The following is a 23489-nucleotide window of genomic DNA, read 5'->3' as shown; positions in this document are numbered from 1 at the left end:
TGGAATGTTTTCGCGCGGCCAAGATTTGAGGAACGTGGCATCCTATGAAAATCGTTCGCATCTCGTTGTATCAGGTCGACCTTCCACTGACGAAACCGTACTGGCTTTCCGGTGGGCGTCTCAAATTTGAGACTCTCGACAGCACGTTCGTCAAGATCGAGACGGATGAAGGATTGTTCGGCTGGGGAGAAGGCTGTCCTTGGGGAAACACCTATTTGCCCGCGCACGGCCCTGGAATCCGAGCCGGTATCGCCACGCTTGCGCCCTCCTTATTGGGACAGGATCCCTGCGCTCTTAATGCCATCAATCAAACGATGGACGTAGCGCTGCCAGGACATCTATACGTCAAATCGGCCGTGGATATGGCCTGCTGGGATACCCTCGGAAAAGCCAGCGGCTTGCCTCTTTGGCGCTTGATGGGGGCTGACAGGGCTGATCCGGTGGCTGTGAATTCATCAATTTCCACCGGGTCGAATGAAGAGATGATTGCCCTTATTCGTGAGGCTTACGCGGAAGGTTATAGAACACACTCGGCCAAGGTCGGCGGGAGCATTCCCGTCGTTGACATATCGCGGATTGAGGCGATTGAAGCGGCGTTGCGACCCGATGAAACTGTCACTTACGATGTCAATCGCGCCTGGCTGCCCGCCGTGGCAGTGCAGGTCCTCAACAATGTCTCGTTGCGCGGCTGGGTCGAGCAACCATGCGAGACGCTCTCGCAATGTGCGCAGGTGGCTCAAAGAGTAAAACAGCCCATCATGCTCGACGAGTGCCTCCACACGTTCCAAGATCATCTCGATGCATGGAAGCTCGGCGCCTGCGAGGGAGTGAAGGTGAAACCAAATAGAGTCGGCGGCTTGACAAAGGCAAAGCAAATTAGGGACTTTGGCGTGTCCGTCGGGTGGCAGATGCATTTGGAAGATCTCGGTGGATCCGCGCTGGCGGACACCGCCGCCATCCATCTGGCTTCCTCCACTCCAAAAGAGAATCGGTTGGCGAGTTGGCTCTGCCACCATCACCTCGCTGTCGACCCGGTTCCCGGACAGGGGGCCAGAAATATTGACGGTTTTGCCACCCCACCTTCCGCACCCGGCCTCGGGGTGACACCGGACGCCGGGATTCTCGGCGATCCCGTGTCCGTCTTCGCATAGGCATGAGGGGCGTTGTCACCTTAACTTGATGAGGAGCGCGAAGTCGAAGTGGGTCGATTTCAGGCGGCTGCAGTCGCTGCTTTCCACTCAGCTATGGCGGTAAGTCGGTGGAGATGTATCTGGAAGGCGGAGTGTTGGTGGTGGGACGGAACGAAGTGGTTTCGGAGACCTGAGAAGATCGACACGAACCGTTGCAGGCCTCCTTCGCGCCTTCGTGGCGCACCCTCGTCTAGAGCACGTCCCGCGATCAATGAATCGATTGTGATGTGACGTCGGGCTTCGCGGGTGATTCAACATCCACTTTGATGAGGTTGTCTAATCGCTGCTTGAGCGTCAAGCATCTATCGCGTTGATATGGCGCTGCCGGGTGCATGGTTGTCTTCGCGGTCGACATCGGTCGCCGCATGATGGAGCTTCGCGGGACGAGCCTTCAATGTGGACGACGCACTTTGCTGAGACAGCGGTGCAACCCCATCAGCGGAATGGCTCGGCTCACGTCCCGGCAGGGACGCCTCAGGCGCTCAGATTCTGAACGCTATCTGGATTTACGCTATGGCTCCTGCGCTCGGATTGAAGAGCTCGCCAGTCTTGAGCATCGTGTGCATGATCACCGCCAATTTGCGCGCCACGGCCACGGCGGCTCGTTTGAAGCCGATCCTCTCCCGGAGCTTAAGACCCCATGTACGTAGGCTGCTCTCGGTCGAACAGCGTGTCAGGATGACCGCCGCAGCTTCGTAGAGAAGTCCCCGCAGATGTCGATCACCGCGTCGGGATATATGGCCGTCATAATCGACTTCTCCCGATTGGTAGCGGCGGGTTGTCAGGCCGATCCAAGCGGCGACAGAGCGGGACTTCTTCAAGTTGTTTGGATCCTCAATGGCGCTGACGAAAGAGGTCGCGGTGATCACGCCGATGCCGGGGATCGACATGAGGGTGCGGCAGGCTTGGCTTTGACGAGCATCCGCAACCAGTTGGCGCCCGAGCTCGGCCGCGCGAATGCGAATGCTGCGCCAGGCCTCCAACATTGGTATCACGATAGGAACAAGCTCGTTCTGATCGATGAGAAGACTCCGGACATTCTTTTCGAATGTGGTTCCCTTGCCTGCTGGGACGACGAGGCCGAACGTTTTCATGATCCCGCGGATCTGGTTGGAAAGCTCGACGGTGATCCTGACCAGTCGGGTGCGTGCTGCCACGAGCGTGCGGGTCAACATACTGTCGAAGCCTTTCACGCGCACCTCGCGAAAGAACCCTGCTTCAGCAAGATGCGCCAAACCATCGGCGTCATTCGCATCCGTCTTGTTCGCCGCCATATCGAGAGCGGCTTTGGCATGGCGCGCATCGATGCAGATGGCTGGCAATCCCTCGGCGCGCAGCGCATGATAGAACCACACCGACAGCGGGCCGGTTTCGAACACGACGCGCTTTGCGGCCGGCGCCCGCTTGCGGACAAGCTCGGCAATGAGGTTGGGATCAGATGCGCACTTTCCGCGCCAGATCCGTTCGCCTCCACGGCGGATCGATACTGCCGTCTCTTTCATCGACACGTCGAGACCGATATATTCTGTCATGGCTGTTCTCCGTTGATGCTGGGCCTGGCGTCCAGTCGTGAGCCCGTATTTCATATTATCGGGGAACAGCCACCCTTCAGGAACATGATTTGGTTCTCAGGGCCGCCGCTCCGGCGATTACCCCATGTGGATGATGGGAAGAGCACTGAGCGACGATCTTCGATCGCGGGTCTTGAAGGCTTCGGACGCGGGCATGTCTGCCCGGCAGGCGGCGGCGCGGTTCGGCGTCGGCATATCGAATGCAATCCGGTGGATCGCACGGGCGAAGATCGGCGAGCGGACGCCGCGGCCGCAAGGCCGTCGACGCGCGTCCAGCCTCGATGCGCATAAAGCCTTCATCGTGGGGTTGATCGATGAGCGCAAGGACATCACGCTGAACGAGATGGTAGAGCGGCTGGCGGTCGAGCGATCGGCTCGGATCAGTCGCAGCGCCTTAAGCGCCTGGCTTGGCCGGCACGGCTGGACGTTCAAAAAAAGTCCGCACATGCACTGGAGCAGGATCGTCCCGACATCCTGAAGCGCCGTCGTGCGTGGTTCGACGGCCAACTCGACCTCGATCCGGCAAAGCTGGTGTTCATCGATGAAAGTGTGCTGCAGAGGCACGGAAGGAGTTCAGTATGAACTAACCCCGTAACGTGAAGCTGCGTGAATGATGGAGGATGGCCCTCCGGGATCGGCTTTCAGGAGCGGGTCTCAAACCAGTCCGAGCTGCTGCGGTAAAGAGCCGTGGTGGTGAGCGTCGGATGAAACGTTCGGACGAGATCCGAGCAGGTGCATGTCCGAAAGACGAACGAAAGTGAACCCTCCGAGGTGTTAACGGCTGCGAGAAAGCGCGGACAAATGGTGCCGAGGATTGTGGGGGAGAAAGCGGCCCGATGGGGCCGCTTGGCCCGATGGGGCCGCTTTGTATTTTTTACCAGGAGGGATCGAGAGGATGGGGCTTTTGCCCTGTCTGCTCGTCGCTGGAAGGGTGCTGATGGTCAGGGGCTTGTTGGTGACGGACAAACTGCTGGATGTGGGGAGCGTAACGGCTCCAGATGCAGTCTCGCAGATCGTCGAGGAGTTCGAAGACGGCGGCTGCTTGCTCGGGTGTCCATTCGGCATTGACGATGAACTGGATTCCACGCCCGAGACCGGACGGCTGATGAGGATTTCCGGTCATGCTGCAGGCTCCTTTTCGTCAGCGGGGTGGCTGGTGCGTTGTTGACGCTGCGCCTTCGAGCGCTCGGAGGCTTCCTTGAAGCGGTAAGAATCGCCTTCGATGGGAATGACCTCACAATGGTGCAAAAGGCGATCGACCAGACTGACGACGCAGGCGGCATTGGGGAAGACCTCCGACCATTGCGCGAAGGGCTTGTTGGTGGTGACGATGGTCGAGCGTTTCTCGTATCGGCGGCTGATGAGATCGAACAGCAGATCGGCATGACGGTTGGAATAGGAGAGATATCCGACCTCGTCGATGACCAGGATATCGGGCGCCGCATAGTACTGCAGCTTTCGGCGGAGCATGGAATCGCTGTCGATGGCGGCGAGCTCGCCGAGCATTTCGCTGGCGGTGCGGAAGAGGACCGAATGGCCGGCGACCAGCGCCTGGTAGGCGACGTTAAGAGCGAGCGTGGACTTGCCGACGCCGTTAGGGCCGATAAGGACGATGTTGGCGGCCTCCTTGACGAAGGACAGCGTCATCAGTTCCTCGATGGCGGCGCGATCGATACGACGCGGCCATTTCCAGTCGTAATCGGCCAGTTGCCTGAAGTGGCCAAGCCTGGCGGCGCGCATGCGTCGCCGCAATGAGCGGTCGGAGCGCTCTTCTTCCTCCCATTGAAGCACGGCGGCCAGCCACGGCGCGTCGGCGATTTCGTCCCAGTGGGCGATCAGGCCATTGAGGCGCAGCGCCCTGGCGCGGTTGAACAGGATGCCGGGATTATTCATCGTCGTTGCCTGCGCAAGTGAGTTGATCGTAACGGTCGAGCTTGTGGGGCTGTACGACCGTATCCTTTTTGCGGACATGCTCCGGCAGCCTTGTTTCGACCGGCGGTGGAGCGCCACGCGCGATCCGGCGGCGTTCGAGCGCGACGTGAACCGATCTCGAATGAGAGGCCCCGGCCTGCAAGGCATCTTCGACGGCGGCCTGGAGTTCGGTGGCGCCGTAGAGGTCGAGCAGTTTGAGCATGGCATTGGTGATCGCGCCGATATTGGCGCCGCGCTCGGCGGCGTGGATCATCAGTTTCTGGCAGGCCGGCACGGCGCGCGTCAAACTGTTGAGGCCCCGATGCTGGCGCGCTTCGCGCTTGACGGCGACGAGCGCCTTGAGGTGCCGGGGGTCTTCGATCTGCTGGCCCCGGTCGTAGCTGCGGCGGTGGCTGGCGATCATCGTGGCGGCATCGAATATCCGGACCTGGGCGAGATCGGCGCGCACGGTGAGCGTGCGCCGGACATGAGTATGGGGAACCGAGTAATCGTTCAGGTCGAAGCGGACATAGGGTGTCTTTCCGACCTTCGCGGCGATCTGCTCCTCGATGGGGTACGGGTTGGTGGGCAATGGCAGAAGCATGGGCTGCTCCTGCGCAAACACCTGACGAACCGTCATCGTCCGGTCCTCGGGGCATGGCCGGTCGGCGGCCTGGTTGCGGCACCATTGTTCGGCCTGGGCATTCAGATCGTCGAGGTCCTTGAACTTGCGGGCGATGAAGAAGGCTTCCCGGATGTGGCGAATGGCGCGCTCGACGCGGCCCTTTTCGTTGCCCCGCGCCACGGCGACGGGACGGGGCTCGAAGCGATAATGGCCCGCGAAGGCCAGAAGTGTCGGATGGAACCGGATGGCATCGCCGTGACGCTCAAGCACAGCGCTCTTAAGGTTGTCATAGAGCAGCACCCTGGGCAAACCATTCCAGGCGTTGAACGCACCGGCGTGGCCGCGCAGGAAGTTTTCCATGCGGGCATCAAGAAAGAAGCGCAGATAGATGTCGCGCGAGTAGGACAACACCATGACGAAGGCCATCAGCGGGCGGCGAGCCTTGCCGATTTCGATGTGACCAAAATGCGCCCAGTCGACCTGGCCTTGCTCGCCCGGCAGGGTGCGCAGACGCAGGAACGCTTCCGCAGCCTTGCGCGGACGGTGGAGCGCGATCATATGCCGGAAGTGGGAGGACGAGCCCTTGTAGCCGCGCTCCTGCACCATCCCGTACAGGCGGCTGGCGGTCAGGTCTGGATATGTCTCAAGCGTCCGCTGGACGAACGGCAGATACTGGTCGATCTCGGCGGGACGTATCACCGGCCTGTGGCGGGGCAGACCGGCCTCCTTCAGAACCCGGAAGACCGTCGTATGGTGGCAATGCAATTGCGTTGCGATCGTTCCACAGCGCCACCTCTCAACGTGGTACAGGCGCAGGATCATCGCTTCCTTCTCGGCGGATATGGTCATCGGTTGGGTCTCCATAGTCGTGTTGACGGACATAGGCCCCTCGGCGACGCACGAAGCCGCCGCGAAAGAACGGCGGCAGCCGACAACTGCAGCGCCGGCAGCACGGAGCCGGAGGGATCGATGGCACCGCTTCAGCGGTGACGTCGTCCAGTGCGACGGTGCCGTCGATCAGGGGCGCGTTCAGTCGTGAACCATCCGGCAGACAAGGTGCAGACTGATGCGTCACGTTGTTTTTGCAGCGCTGGCGATATCGGCGGGAGCGGTCGGCGTGGGCAAAGCGGCCCCGGCGGGTGTTCTGGTAGCGCAGCCCCGCCGCACGCAGACTGTCACGGCGGGCTTCATGGGCGCAGTCAGAACCACAGAAGCGCTGACCCCGATCGCAATGCCGGCAAAGCAAGACCTGTGAGCGGCACCGTGCGCAGAGAAAGAAACGACCGGTTTGCATTGCGGCGGCGAACCTCTCGGAACGCCGTCGGGATTGCGGGGAAAAGCTCGACGGAATGCGCCAATGCCATTATGCTGGCGCATACCGTGAACCAGTCGGCATCAGTGCCCGGGGACCTGCAAGTCCCTCACACGGGCCGTTGGGATAGGACATCGAGTTTACGTGGTAGTGGGTCGATGTCTGATTGCGGCGCTCCGCACATGTAGCATGCGCGGACGCAGCGCGGGATGCGCCTCAGTCGCCCTCCGGGCTCCTGTCGGCGCATCCCGCGCTCTCATCCCCAACCAAATCAGATCATCAGCGTCATTCAGCACCACTCCGAGCCGAATTCCGCATCAATTCCCTCTCGGCGCCATCTATACGCGGTTCTCAACCGCCATCGACATCACGCGGCCGGGCGATTTTTTGTCCGTCGGTCCCGCCGGATCGATGCTGCTTGCCTGGCGCCGGCTGGCTGGCACGCCTGCCGAGAAACTGCTGACCGAGGCGAGCATCGGCGCGGTGCTGGATGACCTTGGTCTCCGCCGCGACGACGACGCAGTCGGCGAACTGGCAGATGATCTTCGACAGCTTTCCGCGAGCATCGGAATGGTCGGCATGCTGACCGGCGCGTTCACGGCCGCCGAAAGGTATGGCTTCGCACGAGCCTTCGGATGTTGGCTCGCGGACGCCCTGCTGGCGCAACGGCTGGGTTGGACGCAGGCCGTGCCGCTGTTGGGCGCCGAAGCGGCCTTGGGAACAAGCGGGCGCTCGCGTCGATCGGCAGCCAGCTCGGTGGCGACAGGCACTGACACAGATCCTGAGCGTGCGAAAGATCTGCTGGCCGCGCAAGCGCGCGCTGCGCTGCGCGCCATTGATCTTTCCGCCGAGCTCGAGCGCCGCGCGGACCGGCTGCTTGCAGTTGCGCCGAAACTCAGGGCCAAGGCGGCGGACGTCGTCGTCGAAAGACTCCTGTCCGACGACGCGATCGTCGCGTCCGAAAAAATCGCCGGCATGAGCGACCGCGGCCTGCGCCGGCTGTTCGACCGTCTGGTCGAACTCAGCGCCGTGCGGGAATTGTCAGGTCGATCAACCTTCCGCATCTACGGGCTGTGAGAGCGATGGCGGAGGCGATGCACAGGCGAGGGAAGGGCGGGCCAAATGACGGTCGAACAGGCGACCGCCTGTTTGATCGGGAGCTGGATCACCTGCCGCCGGAGGCGCGCTGGCGCGAGTGGATGAACCGCGTCGAGGCGACCATTTTCGCAGCGAGTGAACCGGTCGGCCGCGACACGCTCGCCCGGATTGTTGGCAAGAGCTGCAGCATCGACCTTTTGATCGACGATATCCGCGACGAACTGCGTGGCCGGCCTTACGACCTCGTCTCGGTCGCTGGCGGCTGGAAGCATCTCACCCGCCCGGCCTATGCCAATGCCATCCGCTGTGCAGTCGGCGGTAACGAACGCGCGGCAGACCTCACGCAATCTGAAGTGCTGGTGCTGATGTGCATCGGCTACTTCCAGCCGATCACCCGCGCCGAACTGTCGTCCTTCTTCGGCAAGGAGATCAGTCGCGATTTTATTGGTCATCTGCGCGGTGCGGGCCTGATCGCTTCCGGTCCGCGCAGCCCAACGCCGGGCGCGCCCTACACCTATGTGACGACAAAAGAATTCCTGCTGGAGTTCGGGCTCGACACGCTGCGCGACCTGCCGGATTTCGAGGCGCTCGAGGATGCCGGGTTGCTGTCGAAGGAAAAGCTGCTGGCGGGGGACATCATGCCGGACTTTGCGGGCGTCCGAGAGGACATAGCGGTCGAGGCAGAGGAATAGCTCTGCGTTGATACCAGCGGTCCACCTTATGGCGTTGCGGAGGCCCCGCGCTATGCCGACTTCGCCGACAGGAGCTTGCGCAAGGATTTCAGCTTCGCTAGCAGCTCATCGAACGTGATGATAGACAGACCGGACAAGCTGTTGCGATACAGTTCGAAGGAACGCTTCCGCTCGGTATCCGGGATTGTACCCGCCAGCACCACACCTTTGATGCCGTAGGACTCCAGCTTATGCTGGAGATTAAGCGCCTTAATTCGGTAGAGTTCGCTGGATCGCGCCACGGTGAACGACGAGGGGATTGCTTGGAGAGCCAATCCGCGGAACGCACTTATTCTGATCCCAAAGAGATCAGGCAACCTGCTCGGCTATCTGCGGGCTTTGGTATGACCGCTTCCAGCCCACGCAGCTCAACGCCGGGCGTGAGCAGAATGTCAGCCGCCATATATATTGCTCGACTGCTACACCCGCCACGTCCATGTCGATCCGTAGATCGTCATGTCACCATGCTGCGACCACTTGAACTTTTTCCACATATTCTCTTTTTGGTCACCGCCGAATTTCGCAGCATCGTTAATTCGATTGTAGACCGCTTCCGTGATCCACGTCCGTTGCGCAAGATCCAGATCGGTAAGCTTCGCAGCATAGTTCGCTGCCCGTCCGACCCATACAATGTCGTTGCCACCACGCACGCCTGTTCTGGCCGCCCTGATGTTGCTGACATCGATACCAACAACCTGCTTCACTGCATACTTAGCATCAGAATAGCGGGTTTCCAGCGCTGGATTGACAATCTGCTGCACCGCAAAGTTGATTTTTAAACCGCACCGAGCCGCCTGGGTGCATTGATATTCACCCACGAAAATACCCATTATACGATCACCGTCATATGAGGTGATAGAACCTCCCTCTGCCCGAACTAGCCTCGCAGCGCAGGAAAGAAATGTCTTGTAGACTTCGGCTGCAAACCACCATTTCTTGCCGTCCACCATCGCTGTCGAGCCCGACAGATCGGCATAGAGCACCGTCGCTCGTTCGAATTCGACCGCTTCGTTGCCTAAAGAGATGTCTTCCGGCTCAGGGACTACCTGTCCATTCCGCGTGGACCATTGGTCTCCGAATATTCTGGTGACTTCTGCCTTCATGTCATCTGCTAGCGCCATACAACGCTACCCATTGTTTGGTCCCAGCCTGTTGATATGGTCCCGCAGTACATTGCACGCTGGTGCCAGGAGCGCTGCAGCGTCTCCTCCTTTCTCAAAGCGGTAGGTGACAGTTGTTATGCCGGCTAGGTCACTTGGCAACTTCACTTTTTCCTCGCGGGGCTCCATCAATATGGCCCGCGCCCGACCAAGGCGGCCCATAAACAGCCCTAGCTCGAACACCACGTTGTCACGAGGGCTTGGCCACTCCTTTCCGCGGCTGTCGGTCAAATCGTCCGCGTGTGCGATCGCAACGGCAAAATCAGAATCGTCAATCTGTACCTCAAGATCCTGCAGTGTGTAGTTTGCGACACGAAAAACACCGTCTGTCCAAACGATAGTTACAAAGGCATCATGCTGGAACGCATTCTGCACCGCTCGTGCGATTGGCAGCGCTTCCGCCGACGAAATGATAAATATGCGGATCTTCTCCCGGAAATTATTGACCAGCGTGTTTCTCTGCATGAGGCGCCGGGACAGCTCCTGCGCAATATTACGATAAAGCGCAGTATGCCGTGAGGCGATATCAGCGAATGTCTCCTCGGTCACACGGGCGACTACCCCGTCCTCACTGGCGTAAACGCTCGCTGACCTTTTCTGGCTGGGCTCGATAGCCGCCATTTCGCCGACGTGGTCTTTGGGCCCTCGCTTTGCGACGAGCCTGCCGTTGACCACTACGTCAAAAGTACCAGCGAAGATCAAATACACGTCATTGTCGGAGGCGCCCTGCTCAATAATTGCCGAGCCCTTTGTCACCGCGATCAGTTCAATGCGCTCTGCGAGTTCCTCGGCGAGTAAGTGGTCGCCCATTACAATCTTCTGTGCGGCAAGGGTGGCGATGCGTAGCCTCTTGCCAACCTCGCCTTCAAACCGCTCGATCATTCCACGCCCCTTCCAACGATGGCCTCTGCCTGCCTTCGGTGATGCGTTGTTCACCTTGGAAGTGTTGGGCGAAATGCATCACGCGGCCTCTTCACGGTTCGCCAGCTCGCAACATCGGCATGCGGGCCAAGGACGGCTTATGGCCTTACCCCCATTGTGGTCGACACCCAGCAGCAGCTGCGCGGCCTCCGTCCACTTGCCGTCGAACTCTTCGAGGTGTTCGCGCCTGGCGGCCCAGATCCGGTGCGCGGAACGCTGAACCCTGTTAAGCAAACAATCGAGCGCGAGTTCGGCGATGAGATCATTAACGTGGCCCAGTTCGGTCGGACCATACGGGGCGAAATGCACTCCGCAGGCGGGCTCTTCAAACGTGGCGGGTCTGGCCCATTCCGTCATCTCGAACAGTGACATTCCAAGACTGTCGACGCCGGAAAATAGGCATCCGCCCTCCGGTGCTATGGCGACCGCGTGGCCAGCTCCGGCGTAGGGTTCGGTCCATCCGTAAACAATGGGCGTGGAACGGCCAGAATTGCGATGCCACTCATTCAGCATCGTGTCGGCTCGGCCGCTTCCGGTGGTCGAAACTATCAGGTCTGCCTGGCTGAACCAGATCGGCGATTCGAAGATAATCTGCTCGGCGTTGGCGTCGTGGCCCGTGATAGTGGCGTGCGGAAAATTAGCGCTGAGCTGCTCGGCTAGCTCCGTAGCCTTATTGCGCCCAACCGAGGTCGCACCAAGATAATGTCTCCCGACGTTCGGCCAATCCAGCTCGTCAAAATCGACGATATCCAGAGTTCCAACTCCCGCTTTGATGAGAGATGCAGCTACAAAACTACCCAGAGAACCGCACCCGAATAGAACCGCTTTCGAATTCCTAAGCTTCGTCGTGCGAGGGTCTCGCGCGCGGCCGTGAATCCAATCAGGATCAGCGCGAGCGACCCTGCTGCGCTTCGGCTCGGAAGCTCCGAGGTAACGTCCAGCCAGGAGAGCCGCAGACATCTTTTCGGGCCTGAAGCCCCCTTTGAGGATTGGATCTACTCGCCGCCGAGCGCGATTTGCGTCAGCGGGACGGTCAACGGTGACAGCCATTAGACCCGGGCCGTCCCGGCCTTCGGCTCCAAGAATCACCGTCACGGAAGATGGAACATTTAGGAAAATGGACTCGAGTACCCCGAGGCCGGAAGCGCCTGCCTTTTTCGCCAACCCCAGCAGGTCGGCGCTGCGGTGTGGATACTCGGAAGGAAGGGGCGCCTGGTCGAGCCATAGCAGGACGCCTGTTTGGATTGTCGGCTTCACAACGCTTTTGAAACGGTTTTCCAGCCATTTTTTGAGGGTTTCGTCGTCCTCTGCAAGCAGCGTGAACGATCGTCCGTACCAAACCCGTATCGGGCGTGACGGACCCCGGACGTCGAGCAGACTGTAGTGTCGTTCCGGCTTGCGCAGATCGTATGCCCAATAAGTCAGGAACTCGTCCTTAAAATCGCGCTCGACAATCGTCCCCTCGAGCAGTTCTTCGATGAGGCGGCAAGAGCGTGCTAGCAAATTCTCGACAACCTTGATGGGGTTCTTGATGTCGATTTGGTGGGAATTGCCGAGCAAACACAGGATGCCGTCGTCTTCGACGTGGGGCCACGTGAGTTTGGGCGGATGATCGACTAAAGCTGTCCGCGGGGCAACGATCGGAAACAAGGGTGTTATCAGCACATCAATGCGGCGGACGACGTCGTCTAAAAATTTAACAGACAAACGCCAGCCGCCTGTGAACTGGCGAGTCGGATAATCGGTTAGCTCATCCGGCCCTAGTCTTGACCAGCCGTCTCCATTTACAGCCCGAAAGAGAGCCTCCACGCCCTCTACTACCGCAGGGTCCAGCCGATCAAAGGTGCAGGCGCTATCTTCAAGCATGGCGATTTCCGCCGCTGTTCTGAATCGCTCCTTCGCTGGCTGCGGCCCTCGTCGTCCATCCGGCGGAGGTGCCGATTGTGGCTGGGGCGGCTAAAGCGGCAGCTCGTGAAGAGTCGAGCGAGAGCCGCTCTGAGGCGTCGGCGTAGTCGAGGTCCCGGGCGCGACGAGTGGTGGCGTCGAACAGGTGCTGGACATCAGGCGAGGCTGCTCCGAAAGCGCGCGAACCGAGCGCGGTCTGATCTCCATCACAGCCGGCCTGCAGTTCTTCAGAGTCGGACACGGCCTTGCTGGTCGCACAGCGGACTGAAAATTCACCACGGATTCCGAGGCGAGTGATCGGCGTAGGGCCAAGCTCGATGCCGATTGCGATACCAAGGTTCGCAATACCGGGCAGGATTGTTCGGCACAGATTGAAACTGGATCGCATCGCCGCGGCGCAGATGACGCTTCGGCGAACAGTTTCGCGCTCGTCGGTCTCGTAGGCCGTTCCTTCGGCTACCAAACCGTGCAGGCAGTCACCGATAAACCGCACTTTGCGCCCATCAAAGTCATGCTTCAGAACGGCCGCAAGTTCCAGACGGATTGCATGAAGATTGGAGACCAACTCCGGGATCTGGTTCGTCGCCAAACAATAATCCACGTATTTGGTGAAGCCATCAATGTCAGCGAAAATCGAGACGAGCGGCATGTGGATAGAGTTGGCGGGTGAAAGGCGCTCGTACTCGATTGTCCGAAGCGGCGGCGTGTGCCGATGGAAGATGAAGTTGGCTTCTCGAAAGATAACCTCTAGGTCGCGCCCGACATCCGCAGAGAGCGACTTAATGCGTGCGTCCGTGATGTAGCTAGGGCCTAACGTGCCCGCTGTAGAAACCCCACCGTGTTGCAGATTGTAAATTTGGCGCCGCTGATCAAACAAAGATCCGGCAGCCAACATACCGAGGACCTGCCGGGCCCGGTCGCTAAGGTAAATACCTGGCTCGGTGCCGTCAGCTAGCTTTGCCGCGTAGTTCGCAGGGCTTCCGAGGAACAGCGGCTCTGGCTCGGCGCCGCGGCCAGAGTTGACGGCAATCGACCGACCGGTGTCAATTCCTATACGTGTCTCTGTCTTGAACTCGCCGTTGAGAACGGCCTCTCCCGTTGCCTCCACCATTCTTGCGATTGCCTGAGCGAACTCCAGGGCGCGCTCGACTCGGCGCCGTTCGTTTGCTGGACCAGGAGGGGTGACGATTACAGCGTGCAGCCGTGGCCCGTGGAAGTCGACCCGCTGCGCATCGTACTCTCGGATGATCAGGTCACAGGCGCTATAGTGAGTATGTAGAAACTGCAGCGCTCGGCGATGTCGCGCCTCGGTTTGCCGTTGGGCATCCTGCAGAACCGAATGATAACCCGTGAGCTGGACATAAACGTGGACCCCGTCGACAACGATGGCATGGGATGGCGGGATCTGCACCAGAGGCTTGGGATCGCGACTGTCGCTGGCGGCGAGAGCTCTCGCCTTGAGCTGGCTATATCGATCGTCAAACAATTGTACCTGAACGATGTTCTTGGGAACGGTTTGAAGGGATTTCCGGATTCGTGCTTCGGACCCCGTGGCACTCCAGCTCATCTAACTCTCCTGGTCAATCGAAGTGTGAGCAACGAACTCTCGGTCCCCTTTCACGACGAAACGCCGGGTGTCCGATGACAACCGCTTCAGGAGATCAGGTTCTGAAATGAATGGGTAAACGGCCTCGCTGATCCGTAAGGGGCCTAACGGCATCCCGTCGGTGTCTAATCGAGCCTGTTCGTACCTGGACGCCGAGTTCACTGTTTCTCCCATAACCGTATAAGCGATGCGCCCGGTGCCCCCGAAATCCCCAATTACGACTGGCCCTAAATGCAACCCGATGCGAATGTCCAATGGAAGTTGTTCTGCAACGACGATGCTCCGGATTCGGTCAATTGTTGCGAGCGCGGCGCGAGCTGCCTTGGTAACCCGGTCCTTTGTCCGAGTTTCGTCAGGCAAACGCCAAAAGGCCATCAGCCCATCACCCATGAACTTGTCGATTTCGCCACCTGCCGTTCTAATTTCTTCGACCTGAACCTCCATGAAGCGTCGCATTTGCCGAGCTGCGTCGCTCGGGCTCATATCTTTGGAGAAACTTGAGAAACCAGCCACGTCACTAAACCACAGCAGCGCATCCGTCTGGTCCGGATCGATCTCTCCTGCTTTTGCGCTATCGAAGGTTGCGTTCACAGCCATAAGACCATCATCACAGACGAACTTGCGCAAAACCTGATCGAGGGAAACGTTGTCAGAGAGCAAGCGTGACCTTTGCTGCGTCGCTTCCATGACCTTGTCCGCCAGGACAGCAGCAACAGTTTCGAACCATTCCGATCGTTGTTCGGGGGAAAGCTTGTCAACGAAGGAGCGGTCGATTTCCCAGAGATTGGCAATCCCGTCTGCCTTCATTGAGGTGCTACGCTTCGTTTCTTCGCGGCGATGAAATGCAATTTCTCCGATCAGGTCTCCCTTGTGGCGCCTGACGATCTTATTTCCATCGCCGACTACGATGATTCCATCATCAATGATCCAGAAGCATTCCGCCGGCTCTCCGGCTCGACAAACTACTTCGTCATCATTGAGCCGGCGTTTTCTGCGCGTGGCTAAAAGCCCCTCCCTTATGAGCTCGGGGCAGCGAGCGTACCTCTCAAGGAACTGATCAAGTCCAGTCATGAAGCCATTGACCACGAAGACGCTCAAAGTGTGGATCGTCGATAAAGGCAGTCGACGGACTGCCACGGAATATGCAAACCTAATGTAGGGACGGAATCTATCTCCGTCAAGAAAATAGGAGCATTATGCGAGAATGCATAAAATAAATGGCGACGACAATGGCTGAGACCGTGGTCTCCGACCTCAAATGGGGCGTACGGAAGCGCCTCGAATTCATTGAGTTCAGGCTGTTTTGGGACGGCAGACTGAACCGGGGCGATCTGGCCGACGCCTTCGGAATGTCTCACCAGCAAGCATCATCAGATTTTGGGACATACCAGAAGTTCGCGCCTGACAATCTCGTGTACGACAATGCGCTCAAGGCCTATATTCGAACGCCCGAATTCTATCCCGTTCTTATCGGGGACAATTCAGATCGTTACCTTTTGCAAGTTGTAGCGATCCATTCGGGATGGATGCAGAAAGAAGATACGTGGTTTGACCAACTGCCACCAGTTGAAGTGGTTACCTTAGGCCGAAAACCGCTGAATACCACAAATCTACTGGCAGTACTCGACGCGATTCGCGAGCGCAAAAAGCTGCAAATTGACTATCGATCGATGACCGGCACACCGGAATCCTGGCGCTGGATTGCTCCGCATGCAATGTCGTTTTGCGCAGGGCGTTGGTATGTCCGAGCTTGGTCAGAAGAACACAATGATTTTCGAGACTACAGCCTCGGGCGAATTTTAGAGACCAGAGGCAGCACGCCTGCATCTGGTTTCAGCGCACTAGACTATGAATGGGCACAACGGATCAATCTTATTATCAGACCAAATCCTCAGCTGTCAGAAGATCGACAGAGGGCTGTCGAGTTCGAGTACAGCATGGTCAATGCTGAGGTGCTCGTGCCCGTTCGGTTGAGCCTGAGCTTTTACCTCATGAGCGAGCACAATCTTGATGTCCAACCTGGCCAGTTGCTGCCGGAGAAGCAGCAGTTGGTGTTAAAGAATCGCCAAGACGTCGAGGATGCGCGTCGACTCGCTCGACAAATGTCGAAAGAAGCGCTCAAGCGTGGTGGGGCGTGATCGCCGTGGAAGGCACGGGCCGATGGGAATTCTAGCGCTGGCACTTTACGGTAGCCGCGCACGAGGTGACAACACTAGGTCATCCGATATTGACCTTTTGCTGGTGACGGATGACGAGCGACCTGGGCATTCCCAAAAGGGCAGTATCTCCATGTCGTCGTATTCGCTCCGTGCGCTTAAGGAGCGCGCGAGTGAGGGAGATCTGTTTCTGTACCACCTCGTTTTTGAGGGTCGTCCCCTCTACGATCCCGACAATCATTTCTCTGGTCTAAGGACGGCGTTTCGCCTCAAACGATCGTACTCGACAGAGATACAGAAGGCAGTTGACCTTGGCTGGTTCATTGTTGGCTTTGGAAATTCTATCTCAAATCGTCCGCTACTCAGCCGTCGCATTACGTGGGTTGTCCGAACGATCCTGATAGCGACCGCGGCTGAGACAGGGCGCCCGATTTTCTCACGAGAAGAACTGTTGAATATTGCACCCGGTCTGGAAACAGAGCGGCTGATCGGTCAGAAGGACACCAGTGAACCTGATCCACGCAGCGGTCGTGATCTTGAATGGTTTCTAATAAGGTACGGCCGGCCCCCTTCAATTTCTACGAACGTGGCGAGGGACGAATACGTCGAGATGTTCAAAGAAACGAAAAACGATGTAGCTCTGCATCTGATTGTTAGTACCCCGAAAGCGCCCGTCGATGGATATACTTAAATGTGCCTACCATGCCTATCGAGGCCTCCACAGAATCACGTTTGTCGGTGATCGGCGGGTCGTTGCCGCGTGCAAGCTCTCAGGATTGGCGAGGGGCAGGTGCCGCATTGAGCGAAGCGAAACGCTAATGAACTTGATAAAGGCATAGAATGCTGACGATTCGCGACACGTTGAGGCTGCTCTTTCCGGACGCGTCTCGCGAACTCTCCTCCTTTTCGGAGTCTCCGGTGCTCCCGGCGGATATCTTTGCTTTTGCAGCTTTCGTGCTTGAGGCGAGCGGTGCGTATCATCATGTCGTGCCGGATACGGGCGATCAAGGAGCAGAAAGGCAAATGGTTGTCGACGCGAGCCTTCGAGCGCGCGCGGTTTCGATCGGGCGGGCGTGGCGCCAAAGTTCTGTGTCTCCCGGTTCGCTTCCGAAAGTGCCGCAACATGTCCATGACCTCTGGCGGGAGCTTGGACCTATCTCAAGGGAGCCGATTTTTCAGGCGCTTTCGCCACTTGCCGACATACCTGGGTGGTGGTGGACGATGCTGGAGTTGCTTATGATCGCCGACGAAGCCAGCAGAGATCTGGGCTTCGATCCGCAGAACGTATTCTATCAGCCGATCGCTGAGGCCTTCACCGAGGGTGATGTCATCAGCGGGAGAGAATTCCGTCGAATTCAGCGCGCGCCCGCAACTGTCTCCACTGCGGACCCCAGTATCCTTTGTGTGCAGCCAAAATCGCGCACGCCATCCGTTGGCTGTACCATGCGATCTTTGAGCCATCACCTTGCCCTTTTGCCGGGGCAAGGGGCCGTGCGAGCACGGTGGGTCACGTCGCCCTTTGGCACGTCAGAAAGGCGACCCCATGGCTTGGGATTGCTCCTCATTCCTTTCCCTTTTCAGATTGTCCCCGAAGCGTTTGTGGGTATTGGTGACCACGACGGTAAGTGGGGTTGGTTTGACGTCGATCAAACCTGGCTGCCCAAGCAATCTGAAACCGAGCGGCGCCGGGTGTTCGTCGATTTTGTTCGGAATCTAATTCAGAAGGCACGAGCTGCGGACAAGCAAATTGATGGTGTCATACTGCCTGAACTGTCTCTCGATTTTCCGCTTTTTCGTCAACTCGCGAAGGCCTTGGCGGAGGAGAAAGTTGATTTCTTAATTTCTGGATTAAGCAGCGACCGGGAAGGTCGGGGCGGAAATTTTGTGGCAATTGCTCCATTTTTTCTTTTTGAGCCGTCGGAGGAAATCAGTGGATCTGGCCTGGAGCAGGTATTCTTGATCCGCGAAAAGCATCATCGTTGGAAAATCACGGAGCCTCAAATTAAAGCCTACGGTATCGACAGCGCTTTGTCGGCGACACGTAACTGGTGGGAACATCTGAATATTCTTGGCCGCAGTCTAGACCTATTCGTCTATAGAGGAGGGACGTCGCTCACGACCTTAATCTGTGAAGATTTGGCCAGAGTGGATCCCTGCCAGGCTGTACTTAGATCTGTCGGCCCAAATTTGGTTATCGCTCTGCTGATGGATGGCCCTCAGCTTGAAGGCCGATGGCCAGCCCGCTACGCCACGGTGCTTGCTGAAGATCCCGGATCTTCGGTGCTGACGTTCACGTCGTTGGGACTCATCGAACGACAGAATGCGTCGAAGACCTTCCCCCAATCTAGCTCTGTGGCGCTCTGGAAGGACGAAGCAAACGGCGTTCGACGTCTTGAACTGCCCAGAAACGCGGACGCGATCTACCTTGCACTAACGGCGGATCAAAAGACCGAACACACTCTTGATGGGCGCTCTGATGACGCCTACTCGCATCGATGGATTTATGCGGATCACATTGGCATTGCAGCCGACCCACAGGCTAAGCCGTCTTGGCTCCTTAGCGCGAGGGGCGACCAGTAGGATGCCGGTTCTCCGCAGTCGGCTTCAGCGTGCTGTAGGCGGCTTTCGCTTGTTTGCGGAAAGCGTCGAAGACACGCTGCTCTTCACGAGAACGTGGCTCCTCCTTCCGCTGCTTGATCGCCTCTTTTGCAGCACGAGTAACCGTGGCGTACCGAGTTTTCAGATTCTGCATGGCCGCTCCTTCGTGTCTGTAATGTAGGCCTATTAGTGTCGCTCGCCAAGGCCCTACGACAGCCCCCTGGCGAGATGACACAAGCGACTTAAGCCGCTTCTTCTGGGTCAACCAGGTTCGAAAGCCCGCTATCATTAACCTTGTTGGTCGATCCGATCAAAGTGAAGACGCGCGACTTCAGATGAAATAGGTAGGCACCTGCGAAGAGGCGGCAGCACCAGGTCGCTCACACAACCTGCCGGAGGACAAATTGGCCATCACTGCGAAAGACGTCGAGGAACTGCATACCTACGCCGAGGGCGTCATGGGCCGCGCCGACCATCATGCCAGTGCGGTGAAGGGCATCGCGCTTGCCATCCTGGGCGGGATCATCTGGCGCGGCGAACCCGATTCTATCCGAATTCGCAGCTTCGCCGGCACCCCCGCCAATATGCTCTGGGCCAAGATCGGCGGGAATACCTACGTGTTTGCCTTCAACCACGAGACAGAGAAGATCGAGATCAGAGACCGCACCCAGACTGGCGCCGTCCTCCATAGTTTCGACAACAGCACGCCTGTCGCTGACGTCGAATCCGCATTCAGGGCCTTATGACTATGTTGGTTGCCCGCGCACAACTCGACTTCATCAAGACCCTCGTCGCGCGGTTCGAGCGGCAGGACAACATGATGCAGCCCGTCATCGTGTTCCAGTCGCAGTACATCGCGATTATCACCCTCCTGAGATCGGTCGGTCACGTCTTCGAGAAGGTCGATTGCGTCACTTCCGAGCAAAAGGCGTGGGGCAAGGCCAAGTGGCCCGAATGGCAACAGGCGCCGATCTTCCAGAACTTCATCGAACCCAAGCGCAACGACCTGCTCAAGCAGTTCAAAGGCGGCCTTGAGCTGCGCGATGACGCCTTCGATCCCCCGGCCGTTGTGGTTGACCTTTCAATGCCCGACATGGTCTCGATGGTGACGACCATGGATGCGGGGAGGCTCAGGGACGCTGATGGCCGCCTCGTCATGCCGGACATTCACGCAGCCATCCGATTCTGGAACCTCTGCCTGTGTGATGCCGAAGTGGCTTTTCGAGATACCCCTAGCTAGTTTCCGTCCATAAACCGCAACCGGTTGATTTTATTTAGTGAATCGTAGCTTTGCGCGAGCAAGGCCCGGCGGTTTCAGGTATCTTGGATCATGCCACTGAGTCCAATTCCCTGCCACCGCCGGAGCCGACAATGCGCCAAGAACGCACCGTCCAAGCCAGCATATTCGATCTTTTCGCCAGGCACGAGATCGGCCACGAGCTGAAGGCGATGTCGCAATGGCTGGACGAGCATCGCGATTTGCTCGGGCTGGTGGCGCGGGACCTGTGTCGAGATGACGTCAAGGCCACTGGACGGCAAGGGTTGCCCGCCGAAGCAGTGTTGCGTTGCGCGCTGCTCAAGCAATACCGCCAGCTGAGCTACCAGGAGCTGGCGTTCCACCTCGAGGACTCGGCCTCGTTTCGCGCCTTTGCCCGCTTGCCATGGTCGTGGAGCCCGCAGAAGTCGGTGCTGCAAAAGACGATCAGCGCGATCCGGCCCGAGACCTGGGAACAGGTCAATCGGACGCTGCTGTCGGGCGCCCGGCAGGCGAAGCTCGAAGACGGCGCGGTCGTGCGGCTGGACAGCACCGTGACCGCGGCACTCATGCATGAGCCGAGCGACAGCAGCCTGCTTTGGGATGCTGTGCGGGTCATGGTGCGCTTTCTGAAGCGGGCCGATAGCCTGGTAGGCGGCGCTGGCTCATCATGGCGCGATCATTGCCGCGCAGCCAAGAAGCGCGCCCGCAAGATCCAGTTCACGCGCGGTCGACCTAATCGCGTCCAACTCTACCGTGAACTGATTGCAATCACTCGCGCGACCTTGGCCTATCTGAAGCAGGCGAGCGAGCGATTGGCCATGGCGAGCACGCCACTCATCGCACTATGAACCGCGCCGGGTTTTCCGGAGGCCGTTTCGTTTGAGTCACGCGGCTATGGCTGGTTCATCCAGCATGGCGTAGTAGCGTTCCTCGGCTTCGGCCGGCGGGATGTTGCCGATGGGCTCCAGCAGCCGGCGATTATTGAACCAGTCGACCCATTCGAGCGTAGCGAACTCGACGGCTTCGAAGTTACGCCATGGTCCGCGTCGATGGATCACCTCGGCCTTGTAAAGACCGTTGATCGTTTCGGCGAGAGCATTGTCGTAGCTGTCGCCGACGCTGCCTACCGAAGGCTCGACGCCGGCCTCCGCCAGGCGCTCGGTATATCGAATGCTGACATATTGGCTGCCTCTATCGCTATGGTGCACGAGCCCGCCGCGGTGGATCGGCCGCCGATCATGGAGTGCCTGTTCCAGAGCGTCCAGGACGAAGCTCGCATGCGCCGTCCGGCTCACCCGCCAGCCAACGATCCGGCGGGCATAGGTGTCGATGACAAAGGCGACATAGACGAAGCCCGTCCAGGTCGCGACGTAGGTGAAGTCGGAGACCCACAGCATGTTCGGCGCCGGGGCATGGAACTGGCGATTAACGTGATCGAGAGGGCAAGGTGCGGCCTTGTCGCTCACCGTGGTGCGGATCGGCTTGCCGCGGATGATGCCCTCAAGACCCATGGCCCTCATCAGGCGGGCAACCGTGCAGCGGGCGACGTCGAAGCCCTCGCGCTGCAACTGCCGCCAGACCTTGCGAACGCCGTAGACGCGGAAGTTGGCCTCGAACACGCGTCGGACCTCATCCTTCAAGGCCTCATCCCGCTTCGCCCGAGCCGACAGCCGGGAGGGATCGATGCGCTTGGCGACATGGTCGTGGTAGGTCGACGAGGCGATCGGCAGCACCTTGCAGATCGGCTCGACCCCATGCGCCTGGCGGTGATCGTCGATGAACGCGATCATGGCTTGAACCGGCGGTCGAGCTCCGCCTGGGCAAAATACGCGGAAGCCTTGCGAAGGATCTCGTTGGCCTGGCGAAGCTCGCGGTTCTCGCGCTCCAAGGCCTTGAGTTTCGTTGCCACATCCGTAGGCACACCGGCGCGCACGCCACTGTCGCGTTCGGCCTTCTTCACCCACTCATGCAGCGTCTGCGCCGTGCAGCCGATCTTGGCCGCGATCGACAAGACCGCAGCCCAGCGCGAGGGGTGTTCATGCTCGTGATCCAGAACCAGCCGCACCGCACGGGTCCGGACTTCGGGAGAGAACTTGTTGGTCGTCTTGCTTGTCATGGCTCCACCTTCTCAGGAATTGGAGCCTCCGAGCAACCCGGTGCGGTTCACTATGGCAGGCCCAGGTCCGTCACTACCGGCCGTTGGTCGAACGCATCATCAGACAGAGCGAGCGGCGGGTGTTGGCCGGCAAGCCGGTGCCGGCTGGCGAGAAGTTGGTCAGCCTATTCGAACCGCATGCCGATATCATCGTCAAGGGCAGCCGCGATACCGAGTACGGTCACAAACTCAACCTGACCACCGGCAGGAGCGGCATGATCCTCGATCTGGTGATTGAAGCAGGCAATCCGGCCGACAGCGACCGCTTGTTGCCCATGCTGGAGCGCCACATCGCCCTCTATGGTCAAGCGCCGCGGCAAGCGGCGGCCGATGGCGGCTTCGCCACTCGCATCAATCTGGCCACAGCGAAGGCATGGGGCGTCTGCGACATGGCCTTCCACAAGAAGGCCGGCCTCCGGATCGAGGACATGGTCACAAGCAAGTGGGTCTACCGCAAGCTGCGTAACTTCCGCGCCGGCATCGAAGCTGGCATCTCTTGCCTCAAACGTGCTTACGGCCTGGCGCGCTGCACCTGGCGCGGCCTTGATCACTTCAAGGCTTACGTCTGGTCCTCGGTCGTGGCCTTCAACCTCGTCCTCTTCATCCGCCTCAAGCCGACCTGAGCCGGAGCCGCCATCGCGGTTGCGTCGCGCCGGCCATTGCCCTTCCGCAGTGGCGTGCGCCTGATCGTGCCGATGACACCATTCTGTCGACGGCCAACGCTCATGACACTATCCGTGCCCGCTAAGACGCCCAAGCAGGGAGCACGCGATTGTAAACCCTGCGAAATTTGCACGTTTACGGACGGAAACTAGACTAGGATCAATCCACATTCAGGATTCCCAAAACTGAGATGTGCTGAATCAATGCATTCCGGATTTACTGATTCGGAGCGGGTTGATGAGTGTAAAGCGCTATGAACTGAACGAGGCGCAGTGGGCCCGGATCGCCCCGCTTCGCCCGGGCAAGGTTGGTGATCCGGGCCGCAGCGGCGCCGACAACCGCCTGTTTGTGAACGGGGTTTATGGGTGCTGCGATCCGGAGCATTCTGGCAGCACCTGCCGGAGCGCTATGGCAAGTGGAAGAGCGTCCATGCCCGCTTCACCCGCTGGGCCAAGGCCGGTGTCTGGGAGAAGGTGTTCGTTGAACTGATCAAGGATCGCGACAACCAATATCTGATGCTCGACACCACCCTGGTCCGTGTCCACTAGCAGGCGGCATCGGGAAAAGATCCCATGAGGCGACGGGCGGCGGAACTCAGGTAAGGTTTCGGGGTCCGACATCCTAACCCT

Annotated in this window: 20 protein-coding genes, 5 pseudogenes and 1 other annotated feature; of the genes and pseudogenes, 12 read left to right on the top strand and 13 right to left on the bottom strand. The window is 59.0% G+C overall.

What is annotated here, in order from left to right; translation table 11 throughout:
- Positions 1 to 44: 44 nt before the first annotated feature.
- Positions 45 to 1151, top strand: coding sequence for a mandelate racemase/muconate lactonizing enzyme family protein (locus ACFSOZ_RS23705; protein WP_379101876.1), 1107 nt, complete (start codon positions 45 to 47; stop codon positions 1149 to 1151).
- Positions 1152 to 1210: 59 nt separating this feature from the next.
- Here the strand turns inward: ACFSOZ_RS23705 and ACFSOZ_RS23700 are convergent.
- Together ACFSOZ_RS23700 and ACFSOZ_RS23695 are read right to left on the bottom strand one after the other, a co-directional pair.
- Positions 1211 to 1363: pseudogene (locus tag ACFSOZ_RS23700) on the bottom strand (IS6 family transposase); the annotation flags it as partial.
- Between the two features lie 333 nt (positions 1364 to 1696).
- Positions 1697 to 2722 carry an IS110 family RNA-guided transposase gene (locus ACFSOZ_RS23695; RefSeq protein WP_379101874.1) on the bottom strand — a complete coding sequence of 342 codons (1026 nt, stop codon included), beginning with the start codon at positions 2720 to 2722 and terminating at the stop codon, positions 1697 to 1699.
- Positions 2723 to 2855: 133 nt separating this feature from the next.
- Between ACFSOZ_RS23695 and ACFSOZ_RS23690 the strand changes: the two are divergent.
- Positions 2856 to 3316: pseudogene (locus ACFSOZ_RS23690) on the top strand (IS630 transposase-related protein); the annotation flags it as partial.
- 319 nt (positions 3317 to 3635) lie between these two features.
- Here the strand turns inward: ACFSOZ_RS23690 and ACFSOZ_RS23685 are convergent.
- Genes ACFSOZ_RS23685 through istA form a run of 3 tightly spaced genes read right to left on the bottom strand, consistent with a single transcriptional unit; the run spans position 3636 to position 6146 of the window.
- On the bottom strand, positions 3636 to 3884 hold the full coding sequence (locus tag ACFSOZ_RS23685) for a hypothetical protein (RefSeq protein ID WP_095090367.1): 249 nt from the start codon (positions 3882 to 3884) through the stop codon (positions 3636 to 3638).
- Complete coding sequence (gene istB, locus ACFSOZ_RS23680; RefSeq protein ID WP_095090157.1) at positions 3881 to 4654, bottom strand: IS21-like element helper ATPase IstB; 774 nt, start codon at positions 4652 to 4654, stop codon at positions 3881 to 3883. Before istB ends, ACFSOZ_RS23685 begins: the two co-directional genes overlap by 4 nt.
- The gene (gene istA / locus ACFSOZ_RS23675) at positions 4647 to 6146 is read right to left on the bottom strand and encodes an IS21 family transposase (protein WP_379092803.1); all 1500 of its coding nucleotides are present in this window, start codon (positions 6144 to 6146) and stop codon (positions 4647 to 4649) included. The genes istB and istA overlap by 8 nt, the downstream gene beginning before the upstream one ends.
- Positions 6147 to 6798: 652 nt before the next feature.
- On the opposite strand from istA, the gene ACFSOZ_RS23670 reads away from it, so the two are divergent.
- Together ACFSOZ_RS23670 and scpB are read left to right on the top strand one after the other, a co-directional pair.
- Positions 6799 to 7686: a DUF1403 family protein gene (locus tag ACFSOZ_RS23670; protein ID WP_379101873.1), complete on the top strand. Its 888-nt coding sequence runs from the start codon at positions 6799 to 6801 to the stop codon at positions 7684 to 7686.
- 5 nt (positions 7687 to 7691) lie between these two features.
- Positions 7692 to 8399 carry an SMC-Scp complex subunit ScpB gene (gene scpB / locus ACFSOZ_RS23665; RefSeq protein WP_379101871.1) on the top strand — a complete coding sequence of 236 codons (708 nt, stop codon included), beginning with the start codon at positions 7692 to 7694 and terminating at the stop codon, positions 8397 to 8399.
- A 50-nt stretch (positions 8400 to 8449) separates the two neighbouring features.
- Here scpB and ACFSOZ_RS23660 read toward each other — a convergent pair whose 3' ends face one another.
- The 6 genes from ACFSOZ_RS23660 to ACFSOZ_RS23635 all read right to left on the bottom strand — a co-directional run bounded on the left by ACFSOZ_RS23660 (position 8450) and on the right by ACFSOZ_RS23635 (position 15128).
- Positions 8450 to 8755, bottom strand: coding sequence for a Shedu immune nuclease family protein (locus tag ACFSOZ_RS23660; RefSeq protein ID WP_379101870.1), 306 nt, complete (start codon positions 8753 to 8755; stop codon positions 8450 to 8452).
- A 102-nt stretch (positions 8756 to 8857) separates the two neighbouring features.
- On the bottom strand, positions 8858 to 9541 hold the full coding sequence (locus tag ACFSOZ_RS23655) for an adenylate/guanylate cyclase domain-containing protein (RefSeq protein ID WP_379101868.1): 684 nt from the start codon (positions 9539 to 9541) through the stop codon (positions 8858 to 8860).
- Between the two features lie 24 nt (positions 9542 to 9565).
- Complete coding sequence (locus ACFSOZ_RS23650) at positions 9566 to 10480, bottom strand: TIR domain-containing protein (RefSeq protein WP_379101866.1); 915 nt, start codon at positions 10478 to 10480, stop codon at positions 9566 to 9568.
- Between the two features lie 78 nt (positions 10481 to 10558).
- Positions 10559 to 12385, bottom strand: a complete 1827-nt coding sequence (locus ACFSOZ_RS23645) for a ThiF family adenylyltransferase (protein ID WP_379101864.1) — start codon at positions 12383 to 12385, stop codon at positions 10559 to 10561.
- Complete coding sequence (locus tag ACFSOZ_RS23640) at positions 12378 to 13991, bottom strand: nucleotidyl cyclase domain-containing protein (RefSeq protein ID WP_379101862.1); 1614 nt, start codon at positions 13989 to 13991, stop codon at positions 12378 to 12380. Before ACFSOZ_RS23640 ends, ACFSOZ_RS23645 begins: the two co-directional genes overlap by 8 nt.
- Positions 13992 to 15128, bottom strand: coding sequence for an adenylate/guanylate cyclase domain-containing protein (locus ACFSOZ_RS23635; protein WP_379101860.1), 1137 nt, complete (start codon positions 15126 to 15128; stop codon positions 13992 to 13994).
- 131 nt (positions 15129 to 15259) lie between these two features.
- Here ACFSOZ_RS23635 and ACFSOZ_RS23630 point away from each other — a divergent pair, with 131 nt between their 5' ends.
- The 3 genes from ACFSOZ_RS23630 to ACFSOZ_RS23620 all read left to right on the top strand — a co-directional run bounded on the left by ACFSOZ_RS23630 (position 15260) and on the right by ACFSOZ_RS23620 (position 18766).
- Positions 15260 to 16168, top strand: a complete 909-nt coding sequence (locus ACFSOZ_RS23630; RefSeq protein WP_379101859.1) for a WYL domain-containing protein — start codon at positions 15260 to 15262, stop codon at positions 16166 to 16168.
- A gap of 22 nt (positions 16169 to 16190) precedes the next feature.
- Positions 16191 to 16877, top strand: coding sequence for an anti-phage Hailong system nucleotidyltransferase HalB (gene halB / locus ACFSOZ_RS23625; protein ID WP_379101857.1), 687 nt, complete (start codon positions 16191 to 16193; stop codon positions 16875 to 16877).
- Between the two features lie 227 nt (positions 16878 to 17104).
- Positions 17105 to 18766 (top strand): hypothetical protein, encoded by a 1662-nt coding sequence (locus tag ACFSOZ_RS23620; protein ID WP_379101855.1) that lies wholly within the window; start codon positions 17105 to 17107, stop codon positions 18764 to 18766.
- On the opposite strand, the gene ACFSOZ_RS23615 is transcribed toward ACFSOZ_RS23620, so the two are convergent.
- Positions 18744 to 18938: a hypothetical protein gene (locus ACFSOZ_RS23615; protein WP_352479091.1), complete on the bottom strand. Its 195-nt coding sequence runs from the start codon at positions 18936 to 18938 to the stop codon at positions 18744 to 18746. The genes ACFSOZ_RS23620 and ACFSOZ_RS23615 overlap by 23 nt on opposite strands.
- 250 nt (positions 18939 to 19188) lie before the next feature.
- Between ACFSOZ_RS23615 and ACFSOZ_RS23610 the strand changes: the two genes are divergently transcribed.
- The 3 genes and pseudogenes from ACFSOZ_RS23610 to ACFSOZ_RS23600 all read left to right on the top strand — a co-directional run.
- Entirely contained in the window at positions 19189 to 19530 is a 342-nt protein-coding gene (locus ACFSOZ_RS23610; protein WP_379101853.1) for a hypothetical protein, read from the top strand.
- A 2-nt stretch (positions 19531 to 19532) separates the two neighbouring features.
- Positions 19533 to 20024, top strand: coding sequence for a hypothetical protein (locus ACFSOZ_RS23605; protein WP_379101851.1), 492 nt, complete (start codon positions 19533 to 19535; stop codon positions 20022 to 20024).
- Positions 20025 to 20155: 131 nt separating this feature from the next.
- Positions 20156 to 20887: pseudogene (locus ACFSOZ_RS23600) on the top strand (transposase); the annotation flags it as partial.
- 39 nt (positions 20888 to 20926) lie between these two features.
- Here the strand turns inward: ACFSOZ_RS23600 and ACFSOZ_RS23595 are convergent.
- Positions 20927 to 22158, bottom strand: a protein-coding gene (locus ACFSOZ_RS23595; protein ID WP_379101850.1) for an IS3 family transposase whose coding sequence is annotated in 2 segments (ribosomal slippage) — positions 20927 to 21867 and positions 21867 to 22158 — 1233 coding nt in all. Because the reading frame shifts where the segments join, the coding sequence is not laid out codon by codon here.
- Positions 21758 to 21874, bottom strand: a sequence feature (AL1L pseudoknot). It overlaps the preceding gene by 117 nt.
- A 47-nt stretch (positions 22159 to 22205) precedes the next feature.
- Between ACFSOZ_RS23595 and ACFSOZ_RS23590 the strand changes: the two are divergent.
- Positions 22206 to 22820: pseudogene (locus tag ACFSOZ_RS23590) on the top strand (transposase); the annotation flags it as partial.
- A 277-nt stretch (positions 22821 to 23097) separates the two neighbouring features.
- Positions 23098 to 23405, top strand: a pseudogene (locus ACFSOZ_RS23585) (IS5 family transposase); the annotation flags it as partial.
- Between the last annotated feature and the right edge of the window lie 84 nt (positions 23406 to 23489).

Source organism: Mesorhizobium newzealandense (assembly GCF_042682145.1).
GTDB lineage: Bacteria > Pseudomonadota > Alphaproteobacteria > Rhizobiales > Rhizobiaceae > Mesorhizobium > Mesorhizobium newzealandense.
Note: the sequence above shows the minus strand (reverse complement) of the source record. Positions and strands in the feature narration are given on the sequence as shown.

Coding starts and splice junctions, on each gene's coding strand:
- ACFSOZ_RS23705 (WP_379101876.1), top strand. CDS start 45: ATGAAAATCGTTCGCATCTCGTTGTATCAGGTCGACCTTCCACTGACG.
- ACFSOZ_RS23695 (WP_379101874.1), bottom strand. CDS start 2,722: ATGACAGAATATATCGGTCTCGACGTGTCGATGAAAGAGACGGCAGTA.
- ACFSOZ_RS23685 (WP_095090367.1), bottom strand. CDS start 3,884: ATGACCGGAAATCCTCATCAGCCGTCCGGTCTCGGGCGTGGAATCCAG.
- istB (WP_095090157.1), bottom strand. CDS start 4,654: ATGAATAATCCCGGCATCCTGTTCAACCGCGCCAGGGCGCTGCGCCTC.
- istA (WP_379092803.1), bottom strand. CDS start 6,146: ATGACCATATCCGCCGAGAAGGAAGCGATGATCCTGCGCCTGTACCAC.
- ACFSOZ_RS23670 (WP_379101873.1), top strand. CDS start 6,799: ATGCGCGGACGCAGCGCGGGATGCGCCTCAGTCGCCCTCCGGGCTCCT.
- scpB (WP_379101871.1), top strand. CDS start 7,692: ATGGCGGAGGCGATGCACAGGCGAGGGAAGGGCGGGCCAAATGACGGT.
- ACFSOZ_RS23655 (WP_379101868.1), bottom strand. CDS start 9,541: ATGAAGGCAGAAGTCACCAGAATATTCGGAGACCAATGGTCCACGCGG.
- ACFSOZ_RS23650 (WP_379101866.1), bottom strand. CDS start 10,480: ATGATCGAGCGGTTTGAAGGCGAGGTTGGCAAGAGGCTACGCATCGCC.
- ACFSOZ_RS23645 (WP_379101864.1), bottom strand. CDS start 12,385: ATGCTTGAAGATAGCGCCTGCACCTTTGATCGGCTGGACCCTGCGGTA.
- ACFSOZ_RS23640 (WP_379101862.1), bottom strand. CDS start 13,991: ATGAGCTGGAGTGCCACGGGGTCCGAAGCACGAATCCGGAAATCCCTT.
- ACFSOZ_RS23630 (WP_379101859.1), top strand. CDS start 15,260: ATGGCTGAGACCGTGGTCTCCGACCTCAAATGGGGCGTACGGAAGCGC.
- halB (WP_379101857.1), top strand. CDS start 16,191: ATGGGAATTCTAGCGCTGGCACTTTACGGTAGCCGCGCACGAGGTGAC.
- ACFSOZ_RS23615 (WP_352479091.1), bottom strand. CDS start 18,938: ATGCAGAATCTGAAAACTCGGTACGCCACGGTTACTCGTGCTGCAAAA.
- ACFSOZ_RS23605 (WP_379101851.1), top strand. CDS start 19,533: ATGTTGGTTGCCCGCGCACAACTCGACTTCATCAAGACCCTCGTCGCG.